This window comes from Paenibacillus sp. J22FR5, from assembly GCF_059691975.1.
Genome location: NZ_JCAUAN010000002.1, coordinates 461,384 through 478,897 on the forward strand (window position 1 = coordinate 461,384; position 17,514 = coordinate 478,897).

Genomic DNA, 17,514 nt, shown 5'->3' on the forward strand with positions numbered 1-17,514 from the left:
TTTGAGGAGATTCCTATTTGCAGAGAACGGCACTGTATCGGTTTATTTGATACTCATTATCGTGCCGATTTTCTTATTTCAAGCCGTGCTCATTGATTTTGCTCGAATCAAAGTAGCAGAGAAAGAGACGGAGTCCGCCGTTCAGGCGGCGGCTCGATCTGTCATGTCCTCCTTTGATATCGAGCTGCAGAAGAGAGGACTGTATGGCATGGGCCTTTCTCAGGAGGAGTCAGAGCAACTATTTCAAGATGTATTTGAGAGAAACTTATCGGGCGGCGTATCTTCGAATGCATTTCACTTCATTAACACCAAAGTTGTGGAGGAGTCCATGAACGTGACACCCGTTTATGCACTTGCAAACCATATCATTTTCGAAGATCAACTTATAGAAGATATGAAAATTAAAGCCCCCATCGAATACACCCTTGAAATCGCTGATAAATTTCAAAAAAGCGGTGTTCGTGAGCCTTTTCAGCTTGGTTCGCAATTCGCCAAAGAGGCAGCAGAACTAGAGAGGTTGATTGAGCAGCGTGAGGGCGCGCTTGACGAAGCATGGCAGAGTGCGGAAGCGCTGCATGCAAAGATAAGCTCCTTTCATAGTTACTATCGAACAAGAATTGCTGATTTAGATGAGCTGGCAGAACGCATAGGCATCCATACAGTTGACGAAGTTCGAAGTGAAATTAGTCAGATTAGTGAGGAATTGCAATCACTCACGAACTCGATTAGGGAAATGGATCTTTCGATATCTGCTTTGAGTAAAACGGGAGCAGAGGGTGTAGCAAGTGTTCAAACAATACTTACAGCCAAAAGTTCACTTGAAGAACAAGCTAGTATCCTCTCTCAGAAGATTGGTGACCTCCAAAATTTAGTCCAACAAATACTCAACTATACCGCTCTAGTTATCAGCACGAAGCTCGAGGTTGCTGCGAATGAGCGAGAAATTTCTCAGCTGCAACAAGTGATTGAACCAGCCCTTCGACTGGCCAAGCAGAAAAATGATGATATTCGTATAAAGTTAACTGGGATCTCGGACTCATCTACCAAGGGTGCTCAAGGAGCAAGTGAAGTCTTTCAGCATGTTTCTCTTATAGGTGATGATTATTTCTATCACTATCAAATGTCAATCGCGAGTATTGCTGCGTTATTTTCAGCTTTACAATCTTTGATTGAGCGTGTCTTCTTGTTTACGTCAGAGCATACAAGCGAGGTCAATCAAGCCAATGAAACCTATTGGACAGTTTCAGATGATTTTCACAGGAAACAAAGCATGTTAGAGAAATCTAGAATGGATGCGAATGAAGCAACTACGATAAATAAGCAGACTCAGAAGAATAAAATTCAAGCTGTTCTGGATCAGGCAAAGCAAGCCATCGGTGGGTGTAGCCTAACGAATTCACAATCCGGTGATACTGTACAATACAACAAACTCCAAGGCGAATCAGGTTTTTATCAGAAATATCGCCAAGCGAATGCGCAAGATACGATGATCGGGAATGATATTGCCTATGACTTAGATAAAGCAGAATCAACTAGTCTGAGGGCGATGGACATGTTGGGTGCGATTAATAACGCTGCTGAAACGTTACGAGATGAACTTTATGTAAATGAATATGCCCTCACGAAGTTTAACTTTCGAACCTACGGATTAGAAAAAGAGCCAAATGGCCAGCCGAAACTGTCCAATGAGCTAGATGACTCTGGTACTCATATGTTAAAAAACCAAGAAGTTGAGTATCTTTTGTACGGGTTTTCATCGTGTGCCGCCAACATATCATCGGCTTATGCGGAAATGTTTTCATTGCGTTTAGCCATTCGTACCGTTGAAGGCTTAATAGATCCGAAAAAGGAATTGCTCAACATGGGGTCCCCATTACTCATGCTATTGGCTGCAGCGGCCCAAGGTGCAGTAGAAGCTCTAGTAGACATGAACGCGCTGGTAAAAGGTGACGCTGTTGAATTATCGTCTAAGCTTTCAGCAGCTGCGCTCAAGTTGACGTACAAAGACTATGTACACCTTTTCCTCATGCTTCATAGTAACAATGCTAAGCTAATGTCCAGAATGCAGGCACTCCTACAATTAGAAACAGGCCGAGATCTCAGCCAAGAAGCATCCTATGTCCAAGCAAATGCGACGAGTGAAATAAGACTTTGGTTTATCCCACAAGTAATGAAATTGTTGGATGGGACTGGACTTTTAGGGTGTCAAGTCGTCGGTATGCAATGTCAAATAAATCGAACAGCTGTCGTATCGTATTGAGAAGGGAGAAATGAAGTTGCTTCGAAAATTGTACAAAGGGCAAGAAGGTGGTATTGTCCTTGAAGCTTCGCTCATCTTGCCTTTGTTTCTAGCTTTTGTTGTAGGACTTGTGCTTTTCATTCAAATTGCCCTCGTCGAAATGGCGGTGCAGTCAGGTGTTTCTGAGGCTACAAAGTCGATAGCGGGTCAACTTTATCCCGTTCGAATTCTGGTCCAAGAAGCCCGATCAAAATATGATCAAAGCCGTGCTGCGGACATGTTAAATGCTGCAGTTGATCATGTCCAATCAGCGCGAAACCATGTGACAAGCGCGGAGGATTATGCAGATGAGTACGCATCCTACATACCAGATTCTCTTTTGGAACTCGTACGTTGGGAAAAAGAGAAGCGTGAGCTGGGTGAAGGTATGACGCAAGACGAGCTGAATGGTCTATATGAAACACAGGTGAAACCGCGCATGCTAGCGGCTTTTACATCTATTGTTCTAGTGTTTTGTGATACATCTATCGTGGATAAGGGGAACTTTAAAGTCATCTCCGTGGCGTTACCGAGTATGGAACAAGGCGGTGAGGCATTCTTTGGGATCGAAGCGCAATTGACCTATAAGCTCCCGATCCCTTTTATGAGTCAAACGATCGTTTTGAAAAAAAGAGCCTATGAACGGTCTTGGGTAGGGGCATAGTTGAAAGGAGGAGCAAACATCATTTTATGGATTCAAGGCCTATTTATCATTTTTATTTCAATAGCGTTTGTTATTGATGTTCGTCACTCAAAGCTGCCCAATAAGCTGACGATGTGTGGAACAATACTCGGTATATTGTTTCACACTTGGACACAGGGGTGGCGCGGATTAGAGTTCTCCCTTCTTGGTGCATTAACTGGCTTTCTAATCCTATTTTTGTTGTATCTACTAGGCGCTTTAGGTGCAGGGGATGTGAAGCTTTTTGCAGCTATCGGAGCAATGATGGGCGTTACTTTTGTAATTCAAACACTTATGTATGCCATTTTATTTGCAGGGTTCATTGGACTTTTCCTAATACTTATTCAGAAACAAGTTAGAGCTGTCGGTTATAAATTTACTGGATGGCTTATCGCTATTATTGCCTACAACAAGATTGAAACATTACGCGAGATTAAACATCAAAAAAACATCAAATTTCCCTTTATGTACGCAGTTTTACCTGGTGTGGTTGCCGCTTGCTACTATTCTTTGTTTTGAGATGAGGTGATTGTTTGTTAACGCAAGAAGTATTTGGACTTCGTTATGAGTTTACATATCGACACGGACACTATATGGAGTTGTATAAAGAAGGGGGACTGCAAGCCAGTGAACTTTCCTCTTTGCAGGTACGGATGTTGGAAGCGAATCAAGTGCCGAGGCTGCTGCCGCTAGATATTTATGAGGTGGATTCTCGACTTCGTCTGCAATATAGGTTGTCTTCCAAACGTATGCTGTCCCATGTTCTGAAGGTGGAGGCAATCTCTATTCATCAGTTAGCCAAGCTGATGTACGCAATTGTGTGTACACTCGAAGAGAGCAGAAATTACATGCTTGCTGAAATGAATTACGTGTTAAAGGATAATTTCATTTTCATCGGACAAGATTGGTCGGATGTTTATCTGACGTATGTTCCGCTAGACATGCAGCATGAAGGAGATGACATCTGTCTTTCTATCGATTCGCTCCTCTGTAAGCTTATGGTGCATATTGGGGCAGTGGAGCAGGATCACCTACAAGCTTGGATCTCTTCGAATGTGGGGATGAAGAGCCTAGATAGGTATAAGGAAGCATTATTAACACTTATGGATGAGCCTATTCTAGAGCAATATTCAATTTCAGCTAAAATCATTCCGAATCAAGATCAATCTGAAATCAATCAAACTCTTCTAGGTATCAATGAGCAATCGGAACCTAATGTAAACTCATCGCAAGAACAAGGATTACCTAAAGCGCATTGGAAGCGGGAAGAAAATAAGCAATTACATCCTAGTATTCCCAACTTGGCTATACCTCATCAAAAGCAAATGAAAGAAAATGTCCTACAAACGCCAGTAAATTCCCCTAATAGCAAATTCCCCCTTTCGTTCATCCTCCTTAATCAGCGAGCACGATGGATGACAATAGCGTTCATTCTTATACTCACTGCCTTTCTATGGCAGCATTATTTGACATACCCAACAACAAACTCGCTCCGTCTTAACGCTGGAATCACATTACTGCTGGGAGATGTGGGCTTTATTCTGTTGTGTATCGGCCGGCCAAAATTCTCGAGAGCAATAGCAGTGAAAGAGAAAGAAACGCCAATCGAAATCGCAACACTTCATCCCGAGTACACCGCCTCAAGTTCTTCCTTCTCGGCAGCGGATCCATTGGATATGCAACATTACTATCAGAATCTGCCGATGCATACAACACTGCTCCACCCTTCAAAACCAAATGCGACTGTACTCCTAGGGAAATCTGCAAAACAACAGCCGCTTGGCCCCCGATTGGAATTTCAAGTAGATGGCGGAAGCCAAACGGTTCCCATCAATAATCAACTATTCACAATCGGCAGAAGTGATACGAACAGCAAGGTTGACTATGTGTTGGAAGAAGCTGGTGTTTCCAGAATCCATGCAGAAATTATTCAGACTAGCAATGGTTACCAGCTTCGGGATGCTGGCTCTACTAACGGTACGTATTTGAATGATCAGCCCATGATCACCTATCAAGCCTATCCACTAAAAGACGGGGACATTATGCGAATAATTCGACATGAAATGACATTTCGACTCTAATACAAATAGTTCTACTTCCTGTCTGCCGTGAGCAGTGGTATAATAAGAAGTCGCGAGTAAAATACGTGATTATCTTAGAACAAGACAGGGGTTTGGTTTTACAAAATGAGTCTCTTAACAATTGAAGATTTAAGCCACAGCTTTGGCGACCGTACATTATTCAAAAATGTATCGTTTCGCTTACTCGCTGGTGAACGCGTAGGTATCGTTGGAGCGAATGGCGTGGGGAAATCCACGTTGATGAATATATTAACTGGCAAGCTTTTGAAAGATACAGGAAAAGTAGAATGGACACCGAGAGTCCACTATGGCTATTTGGATCAGCATTCCGTGCTGGCAGCGGGTAGAACCATTCGGGATATTTTGCGTGATGCGTTCCTGCCTTTGTATGAAGAGGAAAAAAGAATGATGGCGATTACCGATAAAATGGGCGACGCCACACCAGAAGAACTTGAAGTCCTGCTGGAGGAAATGGGCGAAATTCAAGAACGTTTGGAAATCGGTGATTTCTATTTGCTAGATGTGAAGATTGAGGAGATGGGCAACGGCCTCGGTTTGAATGCGATTGGGTTAGATCGTGATGTAACTTCACTTAGCGGTGGACAACGGACGAAAGTTCTATTGGCTAAGCTTCTATTGGAAAAGCCAACTGTCCTACTACTCGATGAGCCTACCAACTATTTGGATGTGGAACACATTGAATGGTTGAAAATGTACCTGAAAGATTATCCCTATGCCTTTATGTTGATTTCACATGATACGGAATTCATGAACGAAGTCGTTAATGTTGTCTATCATTTGGAGTTTTCCAAATTGACGAGATACACTGCGAACTATGAGAAATTCCTTGATATGGCTGAAATGAACAAGGCGCAGCACATCGACGCTTATGAGAAGCAACAGGAGTACATCAAGAAACAGGAAGATTTCATCGCTCGCAACAAAGCGCGGGCGTCAACTTCAACCCGCGCGAAGAGCCGGGAGAAGCAGTTGGATAGAATTGACCGCATTGAACGTCCAGAAACGGCTATGAAACCTACATTCGTATTCAAAGAATCGCGTTCAAGTGGTAGAATCGTATTTGAGGCGCAAGATTTGGAGATCGGCTATGATCGTGCCTTGCTTCCGAGGATGAATGTGACGATTGAACGTGGGGAGAAAATTGCCATTGTTGGCTGCAATGGAGTTGGTAAATCAACGTTATTGAAGACGATTTTGGGCAAAATCGAGCCTTTCAGCGGGAAAACGTATCGCGGCGATTATTTGAGTCCTGCTTACTTTGAACAAGAAGTCAAAGCGCCAAGTATGACACCGATAGATGATGTATGGAATTCATTCTCTTCCATGACACAGAACGAAGTCAGAGGAGCACTCGCACGAGTAGGTCTCAAGAATGAACACATCACCCGTGCGATGAGCATGTTAAGTGGTGGCGAGCAAGCGAAAGTTCGTCTATGCAAACTGCTCATGCAAGAAAGCAACTGGTTGTTATTCGATGAGCCTACGAACCATTTGGACGTCGTAGCCAAAGAAGAGCTTCAGCGTGCCTTGAAAGAGTACAAAGGAACAGTCCTTCTTGTTTGCCATGAGCCTGAATTCTATGAAGGCTGGGTAACACGTGTGTGGGACGTTGAAGAATGGTCCGCCAAAGTAACGAATTAAACAATTAAACAAATCGGAGGAGATCACGATGTTAACGCACGTTGTGTTTTTTAAGCTCAAAGATCGCAGTCCTGAAGCGGTGGAAGTAACCAAAGCTGTTCTTACGAACATGGAAGGTAAAATCCCAGTTTTAAGGCACATTGAGGTTGGGACTGACATTCTACATCTCGAGCGTTCTTACGATATTGCACTCATAACGAAATTTGATTCTCTGGACGATTTGAAGGTTTACGATACACATCCTGTGCACGAAGAAGTCAAAGCGCATATGAAAACAGTATTGGACGGAACGTCCATCTGCGTTGATTTTGTAAGCTAATCCAGTTTGAAAAACATAGAAGAACAGTGTAGTATCCTTAGAAGAGGCTCGTTCTTGACGTTGTCAGGTACCCCGCCAAAATTCTTAGGCTGCACTGTTTTTTGTGTGTTTAGCGCAAAACTATACTTACATAGACATGGGAGAGGAATCCAATTGAAGTCCAAATTAAATAGAGCTTACATGACAGAAGTTCTTGAAATGCTCTTGCGGACTCCTAGTCCGACAGGGTATACGCATCACATTATGCAAAAAGTAGAGCTAGAAGTGAGTAAGCTTGGCTTCGAGCTTTCTTATACGAATAAAGGCTGCGGTATCGTTACCGTTCCTGGTACAAGTTCTGATCGCGTAATTGGCATCTCTGCGCATGTGGATACGCTCGGTGCGATGGTACGTTCCATTAAAGAGAATGGCACGTTGAAAATCACGTCACTCGGCGGGTTTATGATGGGCGCTATCGAGAATGAATACGTGCAAATTCATACGCGTGATGAACGTGTCTATGATGGTACGATTCTGACTTCGAGACCTTCTGTGCATGTATACGAGGACGCAAGAGAGTATAAACGCGATGAAGCGAATATGGAAGTTCGTATTGATGAGCTTGTCTCCTCCAAAAAAGATGTGCAAGCACTCGGCATCCGAGTTGGTGATTTCATCTCTTTCGATCCGAGAGTTCAAGTGAAAGAAAATGGCTATGTGAAATCACGTCATTTGGATGATAAAGCTAGCGTAGCATCCTTATTTGGACTTCTTAAGCTAATGAAGGAGCAAGGGTTACAGCCTCTTTACACAATCAAGCTGTTCTTCTCCAATTATGAAGAGGTTGGTCACGGATCTGCCTTTATTCCTGAGGATATTACCGATTTTATCGCCGTCGATATGGGGGCACTCGGTGATGATTTGAGCGGAAGTGAGCGCGACGTTTCGATTTGTGCCAAGGATTCGTCAGGTCCTTATGACTATGCGATGACGTCGAAAATGATTGAGCATGCCGAGAAGCTCGAAATCGGCTATGCGGTGGACATATATCCGCGCTATGGCTCGGATGCATCGGCTGCTCTTAGAGGCGGCCGCGATATTCGTGCAGCGCTAGTTGGGCCTGGTGTTCATGCGTCACATAGCATGGAGCGTACGCATATGGATGCTGTAGTGAACACGGCAGCCCTTCTTGCCGCGTACATCATGGAGCCGGTGCAAGGATGAATATTCTAAGCGCGGTCGATATCACCAAAACATACGGCGACAAGGTACTCTTCGATGATATCTCGTTCACCTTGAACGAGAAGCAGCGTATCGGCCTCATCGGCGTGAACGGCACAGGCAAGTCCACGCTGCTGAAGATGCTAGCGGGTCTGGAAGCTCCGGATCGCGGCAAGCTCGTGCACGCGAACCATTTCCGCGTGGAATACTTGCCGCAAAACCCAGAGTTCGATCCGAACTCTACGGTGCTTGAGCAAGTATTCCACGGCGATTCGCCGCTCATGAAGACGCTGCGCGACTATGAGCTGGCACTTGCGGAGCTGGAGCTGGACGCCGCAAGCGAGAAGAAACAAGCGCGCCTATTTAGTGCGCAGGCGCGCATGGATGAGCAAGGTGCTTGGGAAGCCAGCACCTTGGCCAAAACCGTGCTGATGAAGCTCGGCATCAGCGAGTTCGACAAGCCCGTCGGCCTGCTGTCCGGCGGTCAGCGCAAACGCGTCGCTATGGCGCGCGTTCTCATTCAACCAGCCGATCTGCTCATCCTCGATGAGCCGACGAACCATATTGATAACGAGACGGCCATCTGGCTCGAGGAGTTCCTCAGCAAGTGGCGCGGGGCTTTGCTGCTCGTTACCCATGACCGGTACTTCCTAGAGCGGGTCACTACCCGCATTCTCGAGCTGGACCGGGGCAAGATCTATAGCTACGAGGGGAACTACGAGTGGTTCCTCGAGAAAAAGGCAGAGCGGATGGATTCCGAAGCCGCTAGTGAAGATAAGCGGCAGAATCTCCTCCGCCGCGAGCTGGCCTGGCTCCGTCGCGGCGCGAAGGCGCGCACGACGAAACAGAAGGCGCGTATCAACCGCGCCGAGGATCTTCGGGACCGCAAAGTGGACGGTCCCGCTGACAAACTCGACATGGCGCTGGCGGGCAGCCGCCTTGGCAAGAAGGTGATGGAGCTAGACACCATCACCAAGGCCTTCCCTGGCGGCAAGCCGCTGCTCAGCGGCTTCAGCTACATCGTGATGCCGAAGGATCGTCTCGGCATCATCGGTCCGAATGGCAGCGGCAAATCGACGCTGCTTAACATGCTCGCTGGGCGCATCCAGCCCGACAGCGGCACGATTGAGACCGGTACGACGGTGAAGCTGGCCTACTACACACAAGAGAACGTCGCGATGGATGAGAAAATGCGCGTGATCGAATATATCAAAGAAGCTGCGGAGCAGATTCGCACGTCGGATGGTGAAACCATTTCGGCCGCACAGATGCTAGAGCGCTTCTTATTTTCTCCTAACCTGCAATGGTCGCCAATTGGCAAGCTTTCTGGAGGAGAGCGCCGAAGACTCTATCTGTTACGTACCTTGATGGGTGAGCCAAACGTTTTGCTTCTCGATGAGCCGACGAATGACTTGGACATCCAAACTTTGACGATACTGGAAGATTATCTGGATCAATTCTCAGGGGCTGTCATAACGGTTTCCCATGATCGATACTTTTTGGATCGAACCGTTTCTCACCTGTTTGCTTTTGACGGTAATGGTGGGATCGAGCCGTTTATCGGTACGTATTCCGATTACTTGGAAGATAAGCGTGAAGAAGAAGAGGCGGAGCAAGCGAGGAAAGAAATCGTTCGCCAAGCGAGCTCGAAAACAGCTAGCAACAGCACGGCTTCTAACTCTTCCAATGCAAGCTCGGCTGCAGCAACGAATCGCCCCAAGAAACTGACGTTCAAAGAACAGAAGGAATGGGACGAAATCGAGAACACTATCGCTACGCTAGAAGACAAAGCCGATAGCTTGAAAAAGCAAATCGAAGCCTCAGGAAGTAACTTTGATCTTGCTCGTGATCTCTATGAACAAGAGCAACAAAACGCAGCTGAGCTCGAAGCAGCCATGGAAAGATGGACTTATTTATCGGAGTTAGTAGAAGAAATAGAACGAAATAAGTTATGATAGAAGAAAATATAATAAAGGTAGGTATATAGACCCCATGATTAGTGTAAATAACGTGACGCTTCGTTACGGCAAGAGAGCCCTATTCGAAGACGCCAATATTAAATTCACACCAGGAAATTGCTACGGATTGATCGGAGCGAATGGTGCAGGTAAATCGACTTTTCTCAAAATTCTTTCCGGTGAGATCGAGCCGAACACAGGTGAGGTCAATATCACGCCAGGAGAGCGAATGGCTGTCCTCAAACAAAACCATTACGAGTTTGATGAAATCGAAGTTTTGAAAACCGTTGTTATGGGTCACGCGCGCCTGTTCAAAATCATGGAAGAGAAGGATGCTTTGTACGCAAAAGCTGATTTCTCCGAAGAAGATGGCATGAGAGCAGCTGAGCTTGAAGGCGAATTCCAAGATCTAGACGGCTGGCAAGCAGAATCTGACGCAGCTGAGCTTTTGATCGGTCTCGGAATCCCGACGTCCCTGCATGACACCAAAATGAAAGATTTAGACGGTAACGAGAAAGTACGTGTGCTCTTGGCACAAGCGCTTTTCGGTAATCCGAACATTCTCCTACTCGATGAGCCTACCAACCATTTGAACTTAGAGTCCATTCGCTGGCTGGAGCATTTCTTGTCCCGTTTCGAAGGCACTGTTATCGTGGTATCACATGACCGTCACTTCTTGAACCAAGTATGTACACATATCGCCGATATCGACTTTGGTAAAATCCAAATGTACGTGGGTAACTACGATTGGTGGTACGAGTCCAGTCAATTGGCACTTCGTTTAGCACGTGATGCGAATAAGAAAACCGAAGAAAAACGCAAAGAGTTGGAAGCCTTTATCGCTCGATTTAGTGCGAATGCGTCCAAATCCAAACAAGCGACTTCCCGTAAAAAACAATTGGAGAAGCTTACGCTTGAAGATATTCGTCCTTCCAGCCGTAAATATCCATTCATTCACTTCAAAGGTGAGCGTGAAGCTGGTAAGCAATTGCTTGCCGTTGAGCAGCTTTCCAAAACAATTGACGGCGTTCAAGTATTGAATAATGTTTCGTTCACCTTGAACAAAGGGGATAAAGTCGCTTTCGTGGGTCCAGACGGTATTGCCAAAACGACGCTTTTCAAAATTTTGATGGGCGAAATGGAAGCAGACAGTGGCACGTTCTCATGGGGCGTAACGACATCGCAGGCGTATTTCCCAAAAGACAGCCAAGATTACTTTAATTCCGAATTAACGCTAGTGGATTGGCTGCGTCAATACTCCAAAGATCCGGATGAGTCATTCCTTCGCGGATTCCTAGGACGCATGTTGTTCTCAGGTGAGGAAGCGCTGAAGAAAGCGAATGTCCTTTCCGGAGGAGAAAAAGTACGCTGCATGTTCTCCAAAATGATGTTGAGCGGTGCGAATGTGCTTATTCTTGATGAGCCAACGAACCACTTGGATTTGGAATCCATCACAGCGCTTAACAATGGCCTTGTAGATTCCGACTGTACGATGTTGTTCGTCTCCCATGACCATCAGTTCATTCAAACGATTGCGAATCGCGTCATGGAGTTGACACCGAAAGGTATCATCGACAAAATGCTGACGTATGATGAGTACCTAGAAAGCGAAGATGTGAAAAAACAACGCGAAATTCAATACGCGTAAGCATAGCATAAATGTAAAAAGCGCCCTGACGTCTTACTCTCAGGGCGCTTTTAGCTACACAAAGTGTTGTCTAGCTGCCGCCAGTGCGACGGCGTTGATTATTTACTTTTTTGGTCATTTGGCTTTTCGCAGTTTGATTACTATTTCCAGCTGCTTTGGGGTTGGCACGCGCTGCGGCTTGATCCGCTTGCTTCTGAGCTAGTTTTGCTTTAATTGCATCGGCTAAGCTGACTTTTTTGACACCTTGTGGCTCGACCTGGTCGGCCTGCTGGTCTTGAGGCTTGTCTGACATAAGAACACCTTCTTTACGTGGTATAACCATAGTATAATCGAATCAAAGAAAAGATGAAAGAAGGTGTGTGGGGATGTTTGATCCTACGATCTATGACAATATCAAAGTTGTACTCGAAGGCGCCGTCTACGATTTGGATTTGGAAGGCAAAATCATCATTACGCGAAGAGAAGATCTCATTGACTTATCTTCGATGTCTCGCACATTTGCCATTGAATTTGCTAGACAAGTAGGCCTGCCAAATAAAGCTGAGATATACCTCCATGTTCATCTAAGCGATTTGGCAGCAGAAATTCTAGAAAATCCAACGGCTAAGCCGGGTTGTACCCTGTTGATCAAGCTTCACACGCATGTGAGCGATGCAGAATTAGATTGTCCGAACATTGAAGCGCAATTGAACGCCATATGGGAGCAACGTCCTCGGATTACACAGCAGATTTCGTATCTATACGGTGAACAACCGGAAGAATACCGTAATCTCATCACGCTTTCCTTTGGCCGCAAAATTGATGAAAGCCACTTGGATGACTTCTCCGATCTAATTGACTATGCCTTCGAAAGCTTGGTATGGTTGGATGAAAGAGGGGCACTGTGAGTTATGCAAGAATTATCCCAGCAAGACCTGTTAGTACGTGTTAATCAAGTAAGAGAAGGACCTTTTGCTGTCTTTATGTACACACCACTATGTGGTACTTGTAAGGTAACAGAGCGCATGTTGGACATTATTCTGACGATGAAGCCCAATTTGCCGATTGTGAAATGCAATATTAATTTTCTGCCGCAAATCAGTCAAGAATGGCAAATTGCAAGTGTTCCGTGTATTGTAATCATTGAGTCAGGTAAAGATAAGCAATTTATATATCGGATGCAATCCGTGGATGAGCTGTATCGCAAGCTAATGTTATTAGTTAAACAAGAATAGGAGTTGATCATACGATGAGTTTTCAAATTGGAGACCACGTTATCGCTGAGTATAAAACAGGGGTTTATTTTGGTGAGGTTGTTGAATTGTCCTCAAGCATGAAGGCGGCTGTTCGCATTCTAGCTGTTAAGGAGCACCCAACACAAGGAGATTTACATAATCCGATGGATCCAAGCGTAGCTTTTTTTCATCAAAGACGGGCGTTATCCCATCTAGAGATTGCGTTAATGCCGATTGCGACGATTCGTCCTTATGCAGGTGCCGTACCAGGTTACCAAGAATCTCTGAAGAGAGCGCTATTGGCTCAAATCGATAAGCTGTCGGACATGGAAGCATGGGCTCGACGCTCTCTACAGGAGCTTGATCAGCTGAATAAAGAATATTTTCCACCGTCCAATTAGGAAACTTCTAGGTACAATTTAGTGCCATCGTTGTATTTGAAAATAGCTACATCACCAATGATCTCGATCATCGAGATCATTTTTAATTTTCTGCGAAATTCAAAATGAAGTTCGTATTCCTTCAATTTAGTCGAGAGTAACTCCATTTGGGAACGTTTATGAGTAAAATTCATCACAGGGATCGATTTATTTTTGAAGCGGATCGTGTTAGCTTGCATGTTCAAGCCCTCCTTTACACTGTAACTGCTGCTTTATTGCTGCTTTACACTATTTAGGATACATTTCAAATGTTAGATATGTTCGAGTGCAACTATTAAAAAAGTTTTAGCATTTTATTATATGTGAATAATAGCGCGACAGGGCTAGTTCCGATAAGATAAATTTTGGAGCGCAAGATTCGTGGTTGCGGGGGAAGTTAACCCCATTTATAATAGATAAGATTGTATTCTAACAGGTTCTGGAGGGTCACAGAAATGACAGTAGCAAAACCAACTCGGATTGGAATTATTGGCGCTGGAAACATCGGGAATGTTCATATGGAGACTTTCAAATCGATACCAGGGGCTCAGCTTGCAGGTGTGACGGATGTTTACTTACCGCTTGCTGAAACGAGAGCAAAAGAACACAACATTGAACAGGTATATGCAAATTCAGATAAATTGTTAGCGGATCCTTCCATTGACGCAGTTGTGATTGCTGTATCGAATGAGTGGCATGCGCCAATTGCGGTACAAGCTTTAGAAGCAGGGAAGCATGTTATGCTTGAAAAGCCGATGGCGATTGATCTAGCTTCCGCTCGTCAAATTGTAGAAGCAGAACGCAAAGCAGGCAAGATCCTCATGATTCCTCACCAAATGCGTTGGGAAGCAGCGTCCATTGCGGTAAAGGAGCAGGTCGAGAAAGGTGCGCTCGGTCATATTTATCATGCGAAAGCAAGCTATTTGCGACGTAAAGGGATTCCAGGTTGGGGAACATGGTTTACGCAAATGGAAAAATCAGGCGGAGGCCCCCTTATCGATCTTGGTGTACATATGTTAGATTTAACCCTGTATTTGATGGGGAATCCAAAGCCGGTTTCCGTTTATGGTTCAACTTATGCGGAGTTTGGACCGCGCAAGCAGGGTATTGGAACATGGGGAGCACCCAACTGGCAAGGGAAGTTTGATGTCGAGGATTTGGCCACGGCTTTGATCAAGTTTGAAAATGGTGCTACACTTTCCCTGGATGTCAGCTGGGCGGGATTACTGGAAACGGATAATTTGCCAGTTGTTCAGCTGCTTGGAACAGAGGGCGGCGCTTATGTGAAAGGTGCGAAAGGAAAATTGTTTGCAGAGAAATTTGATCGTATCGTTGAAACGGAGCTATCTGCTCCTACAGCCAATGATGACCCGCGTGCACGTATGGTGCAGCATTTCTTATCCAGCATCGTGAACGGTTCTCAGCCGATAACTTCTGTCATGTCAGGCTACACGAATAATTTGATCCTAGATGCGATTTACCGTTCGTCGCAAACAGGTGATGAAGTGAAATTGAACTGGGACATCGAGTAGACAGGGGCTGCAAGAAGTGAACTGGGAGTTATTTAGTATCATTGGAACGATTGCTTTCGCAGTGAGTGGTGCGATCGTTGCGATGGAAGAGGAATATGATATCTTAGGTGTCTATGTACTTGGGCTTGTTACTGCGTTTGGTGGAGGGATTATCCGCAATATGCTTATCGGGAAACCGATCGTGCTCCTGTGGGAACAAGGCATGTATTTCCAAATCGCTCTGTTTGCAATGACGGTTGTTTTCTTTATGCCAGTGAAGTACATACGGTTATGGAAAACGTGGGAAGCTTTTTTCGATGCGATTGGTCTCGCGGCGTTCGCCATCCAAGGGGCGCTTTATGCGACGAATATGGGACACCCATTAAGCGCGATTATTGTCGCGGCGGTCCTAACAGGGATTGGCGGAGGTATGGTTCGCGATGTGTTAGCAGGTCGGAAGCCGCTCGTGCTCAAAGATGAAATTTATGCCGTTTGGGGTATGCTCGCAGGTGCTTTAGTCGGACTTGGGTGGTCTCAAGGCACGTGGCAGTTAGCTATTCTTTTTGCACTTATTGTCATATTGCGCATGTTCTCCGTCAACTATAAATGGAAGCTGCCGAAACGATCCCTGCGTGATTCTTTGGTGGAATCCAAACGGAGATCGGATTCTTAGTCACATTCAGCATGCTAGATAGCGGCTTTGAGATAGGAGGAGAGTTAGTTGGAAGCATCCTTAACAAAAGAACAGAAAATTTCTGCAGAAACGATCGCATTGCGTATGATTTCCGTGAATGAACTGCTCCAAACGGAGTTAGATCTGTACGAAGTTTCTAAGGATACCGAGACAGGTGAGCACTATCTGCATTATGCGTATATGCATCGAGATTTCACGAATACGGGAGAGCCGGAGTCCTTTCACTATTTAATGCCGATTGAGAGTGATGATGTGCTTGGCATGATTTTTGGTGAGCAGGGGTACGCATACCCCGAGCATTGGAAGTCCTCCTTTTTGCGAAATGGGCCAGAAGGCTTCTATATTTGGTGGGATCCTTCTCATGAAGCTGAGCAAAGTGAAGATGAGGCGATTGCTGCCGATTTGATGCAAAAGCTGAGAGCTTTTCATGATCAAGGAAACGTTGATCCGGAAGCTGTACGCAAACTCCTAGAAGAGATTGATGAGACACGCAAGAAGGAAGAGTAGATTGGAATCGAAATTAACTCCTATAAAGGTCGCTCAATTGAGTTACCACAATACCTGCTCCATAAAAACTGCGGTAGTGCAGCTTTTATGGAGTTTTTACGTAAATATGGCCAAATCCTATAGGCTGAAGATTCTCAGATTTTTGTTAGTAAAAATAAGGGAATCTGACCATATTAACATTATCGTCAAATGAGAGTCAGAAAGGGGGGTACTTGAATCATGAGCATGGAATCGTATCATTTTGCAAATTTAGGTAGTCACGAGGAATTAATGCAGGATCTTCGCAATCTCGAATCTCGTATGAAAGAGGAATTAGGGTACGAAATTGCGCTAATTGCGTACACGAAAGAAGCGGATGGTTTTCAAGCAAGTAAGTAAGTTTAAGTGTGATATACACAGATATAGAGAAATAGGGGGAATGACGATGAAAGCTGTGAAAATGTCAGTCATCATGACGGCTGCACTCGTCGGCTTGACTGGGTGTTCAGCCGTTAATTCTAACAAAAGTGAGAAAGCTGCAGTTTCCATACAAAGTGTCAGCTTATCAGATTCGAGTGGAACTAAGTTGGAAAATGTTACGCAAACTGGTACAAGTGATACGCACATTGAACAATCAACAAGGGGGCAAACACAAGCAAGTGATGGCTCCGTACATAGTAATACATATCTCTCTATGAATCGTGAATTGGCAGATCAGGTGATGCAAGAGGCACATCTGGGCTCGACTTCAATCGCAATGACAGATACAAATATTTACGTTGCTGTGGATATGGGGGATTTCGAGGATAAGGGAACTAATGAACGTTCAAAGCAATTAAGCAAGTATAACGATCCAGCAACAGAAGCGGGTTTGTTCGGCTCGGGCATGGGTGCTCAAATGGATTGGGTCTCCGCCAAACCGTTACCCAATGAGAGCATGAATGCGATCAGGCATGTGTTAACGCGTATTTATCCGGAGTCGCACATATTCATTTCTTCCAATGCGCTTTTCGTAAATCGGATGATGTACTATGACATGCAGCAGCGAAAAAACAAACGCATGGATACGTACTTGCATGAGTTCAATACTATGGTGCAATATACATTTAATAGCAGCAAATGAGTAATAAATACAAGGTTCGTTCCTACTGCAGCTCGAGAATATGTGAGTATGTACAGCTTGGCGCAGCTGTACAACGAATTTCCTTCGAAACCATGCTGCCCTTGCTCGGAGAAGCCATGGCTTTCTACGCACATGCTGTCATTGAGGAGCCTTGGCTAACTTGATGAGGCTTGACAATTCGCGCTTTCCTGATAATAGTTAGAGAATAATGCAATCAGGAGAGGATCACCAACGCGATG

Annotated in this window: 20 protein-coding genes; 18 read left to right on the forward strand and 2 right to left on the reverse strand. The window is 45.0% G+C overall.

Annotation, left to right across the window (positions count from 1 at the left end; genetic code table 11):
- Position 1 precedes the first annotated feature (1 nt).
- The 9 genes from AC58P7_RS05410 (at position 2) to AC58P7_RS05450 (ending at position 11,828) form a co-directional block, all read left to right on the forward strand.
- Positions 2–2,260, forward strand: a complete 2,259-nt coding sequence (locus AC58P7_RS05410; protein ID WP_497340580.1) for a TadE/TadG family type IV pilus assembly protein — start codon at positions 2–4, stop codon at positions 2,258–2,260.
- 16 nt (positions 2,261–2,276) lie between these two features.
- Positions 2,277–2,942, forward strand: a complete 666-nt coding sequence (locus AC58P7_RS05415) for a TadE/TadG family type IV pilus assembly protein (protein WP_497340582.1) — start codon at positions 2,277–2,279, stop codon at positions 2,940–2,942.
- Positions 2,943–3,479, forward strand: a complete 537-nt coding sequence (locus AC58P7_RS05420) for a prepilin peptidase (protein WP_497340584.1) — start codon at positions 2,943–2,945, stop codon at positions 3,477–3,479.
- A gap of 14 nt (positions 3,480–3,493) precedes the next feature.
- Entirely contained in the window at positions 3,494–5,041 is a 1,548-nt protein-coding gene (locus tag AC58P7_RS05425) for a DUF6382 domain-containing protein (protein WP_497340585.1), read from the forward strand.
- 105 nt (positions 5,042–5,146) lie between these two features.
- Positions 5,147–6,703 (forward strand): ABC-F family ATP-binding cassette domain-containing protein, encoded by a 1,557-nt coding sequence (locus AC58P7_RS05430; RefSeq protein WP_310223895.1) that lies wholly within the window; start codon positions 5,147–5,149, stop codon positions 6,701–6,703.
- A gap of 28 nt (positions 6,704–6,731) precedes the next feature.
- Positions 6,732–7,022, forward strand: a complete 291-nt coding sequence (locus AC58P7_RS05435) for a Dabb family protein (RefSeq protein ID WP_497240083.1) — start codon at positions 6,732–6,734, stop codon at positions 7,020–7,022.
- A gap of 180 nt (positions 7,023–7,202) precedes the next feature.
- Complete coding sequence (locus AC58P7_RS05440; protein ID WP_497340587.1) at positions 7,203–8,225, forward strand: M42 family metallopeptidase; 1,023 nt, start codon at positions 7,203–7,205, stop codon at positions 8,223–8,225.
- Complete coding sequence (locus tag AC58P7_RS05445) at positions 8,222–10,177, forward strand: ABC-F family ATP-binding cassette domain-containing protein (protein ID WP_497340589.1); 1,956 nt, start codon at positions 8,222–8,224, stop codon at positions 10,175–10,177. The genes AC58P7_RS05440 and AC58P7_RS05445 overlap by 4 nt, the downstream gene beginning before the upstream one ends.
- Before the next feature lie 37 nt (positions 10,178–10,214).
- On the forward strand, positions 10,215–11,828 hold the full coding sequence (locus AC58P7_RS05450) for an ABC-F family ATP-binding cassette domain-containing protein (protein WP_497340591.1): 1,614 nt from the start codon (positions 10,215–10,217) through the stop codon (positions 11,826–11,828).
- Between the two features lie 70 nt (positions 11,829–11,898).
- Here the strand turns inward: AC58P7_RS05450 and AC58P7_RS05455 are convergent, their stop codons facing one another.
- On the reverse strand, positions 11,899–12,150 hold the full coding sequence (locus AC58P7_RS05455) for a hypothetical protein (RefSeq protein ID WP_497340593.1): 252 nt from the start codon (positions 12,148–12,150) through the stop codon (positions 11,899–11,901).
- A gap of 43 nt (positions 12,151–12,193) precedes the next feature.
- Here AC58P7_RS05455 and AC58P7_RS05460 point away from each other — a divergent pair, with 43 nt between their 5' ends.
- From AC58P7_RS05460 to kapB, 3 genes are read left to right on the forward strand one after another with little or no spacing between them, the layout of a single operon-like run.
- A complete protein-coding gene (locus AC58P7_RS05460) occupies positions 12,194–12,715 on the forward strand; it encodes a hypothetical protein (RefSeq protein WP_497340595.1) in 522 nt (173 codons plus the stop codon).
- Positions 12,716–12,718: 3 nt separating this feature from the next.
- A complete protein-coding gene (locus AC58P7_RS05465; RefSeq protein WP_497340597.1) occupies positions 12,719–13,042 on the forward strand; it encodes a thioredoxin family protein in 324 nt (107 codons plus the stop codon).
- A 14-nt stretch (positions 13,043–13,056) separates the two neighbouring features.
- Entirely contained in the window at positions 13,057–13,443 is a 387-nt protein-coding gene (kapB, locus tag AC58P7_RS05470) for a kinase-associated lipoprotein KapB (protein WP_497340599.1), read from the forward strand.
- Here kapB and AC58P7_RS05475 read toward each other — a convergent pair.
- Positions 13,440–13,661 carry a hypothetical protein gene (locus tag AC58P7_RS05475; protein ID WP_056621044.1) on the reverse strand — a complete coding sequence of 74 codons (222 nt, stop codon included), beginning with the start codon at positions 13,659–13,661 and terminating at the stop codon, positions 13,440–13,442. The two genes, kapB and AC58P7_RS05475, sit on opposite strands and share 4 nt — an antisense overlap.
- A gap of 255 nt (positions 13,662–13,916) precedes the next feature.
- On the opposite strand from AC58P7_RS05475, the gene AC58P7_RS05480 reads away from it, so the two are divergent.
- The 6 genes from AC58P7_RS05480 (at position 13,917) to AC58P7_RS05505 (ending at position 17,439) form a co-directional block, all read left to right on the forward strand.
- Positions 13,917–14,993 carry a Gfo/Idh/MocA family protein gene (locus tag AC58P7_RS05480; protein WP_497340601.1) on the forward strand — a complete coding sequence of 359 codons (1,077 nt, stop codon included), beginning with the start codon at positions 13,917–13,919 and terminating at the stop codon, positions 14,991–14,993.
- Positions 14,994–15,009: 16 nt separating this feature from the next.
- Positions 15,010–15,645, forward strand: a complete 636-nt coding sequence (locus AC58P7_RS05485) for a trimeric intracellular cation channel family protein (protein ID WP_497340603.1) — start codon at positions 15,010–15,012, stop codon at positions 15,643–15,645.
- 48 nt (positions 15,646–15,693) lie between these two features.
- A complete protein-coding gene (locus AC58P7_RS05490) occupies positions 15,694–16,173 on the forward strand; it encodes a hypothetical protein (protein ID WP_497340605.1) in 480 nt (159 codons plus the stop codon).
- A gap of 219 nt (positions 16,174–16,392) precedes the next feature.
- On the forward strand, positions 16,393–16,551 hold the full coding sequence (locus tag AC58P7_RS05495; protein WP_497340607.1) for a hypothetical protein: 159 nt from the start codon (positions 16,393–16,395) through the stop codon (positions 16,549–16,551).
- Between the two features lie 46 nt (positions 16,552–16,597).
- Positions 16,598–17,275: a hypothetical protein gene (locus AC58P7_RS05500; RefSeq protein WP_497340609.1), complete on the forward strand. Its 678-nt coding sequence runs from the start codon at positions 16,598–16,600 to the stop codon at positions 17,273–17,275.
- Positions 17,272–17,439: a hypothetical protein gene (locus AC58P7_RS05505; protein ID WP_497340611.1), complete on the forward strand. Its 168-nt coding sequence runs from the start codon at positions 17,272–17,274 to the stop codon at positions 17,437–17,439. The genes AC58P7_RS05500 and AC58P7_RS05505 overlap by 4 nt, the downstream gene beginning before the upstream one ends.
- The last annotated feature ends 75 nt before the right edge of the window (positions 17,440–17,514 follow it).

Excerpts from the sequence above, each read along its gene's own strand:
- AC58P7_RS05430 (WP_310223895.1), top strand. The coding sequence starts at position 5,147 with ATGAGTCTCTTAACAATTGAAGATTTAAGCCACAGCTTTGGCGACCGT.
- AC58P7_RS05435 (WP_497240083.1), top strand. The coding sequence starts at position 6,732 with ATGTTAACGCACGTTGTGTTTTTTAAGCTCAAAGATCGCAGTCCTGAA.
- AC58P7_RS05440 (WP_497340587.1), top strand. The coding sequence starts at position 7,203 with ATGACAGAAGTTCTTGAAATGCTCTTGCGGACTCCTAGTCCGACAGGG.
- AC58P7_RS05445 (WP_497340589.1), top strand. The coding sequence starts at position 8,222 with ATGAATATTCTAAGCGCGGTCGATATCACCAAAACATACGGCGACAAG.
- AC58P7_RS05450 (WP_497340591.1), top strand. The coding sequence starts at position 10,215 with ATGATTAGTGTAAATAACGTGACGCTTCGTTACGGCAAGAGAGCCCTA.
- AC58P7_RS05455 (WP_497340593.1), bottom strand. The coding sequence starts at position 12,150 with ATGGTTATACCACGTAAAGAAGGTGTTCTTATGTCAGACAAGCCTCAA.
- AC58P7_RS05460 (WP_497340595.1), top strand. The coding sequence starts at position 12,194 with ATGTTTGATCCTACGATCTATGACAATATCAAAGTTGTACTCGAAGGC.
- AC58P7_RS05465 (WP_497340597.1), top strand. The coding sequence starts at position 12,719 with ATGCAAGAATTATCCCAGCAAGACCTGTTAGTACGTGTTAATCAAGTA.
- kapB (WP_497340599.1), top strand. The coding sequence starts at position 13,057 with ATGAGTTTTCAAATTGGAGACCACGTTATCGCTGAGTATAAAACAGGG.
- AC58P7_RS05475 (WP_056621044.1), bottom strand. The coding sequence starts at position 13,661 with ATGCAAGCTAACACGATCCGCTTCAAAAATAAATCGATCCCTGTGATG.
- AC58P7_RS05480 (WP_497340601.1), top strand. The coding sequence starts at position 13,917 with ATGACAGTAGCAAAACCAACTCGGATTGGAATTATTGGCGCTGGAAAC.
- AC58P7_RS05495 (WP_497340607.1), top strand. The coding sequence starts at position 16,393 with ATGAGCATGGAATCGTATCATTTTGCAAATTTAGGTAGTCACGAGGAA.
- AC58P7_RS05500 (WP_497340609.1), top strand. The coding sequence starts at position 16,598 with ATGAAAGCTGTGAAAATGTCAGTCATCATGACGGCTGCACTCGTCGGC.
- AC58P7_RS05505 (WP_497340611.1), top strand. The coding sequence starts at position 17,272 with ATGAGTAATAAATACAAGGTTCGTTCCTACTGCAGCTCGAGAATATGT.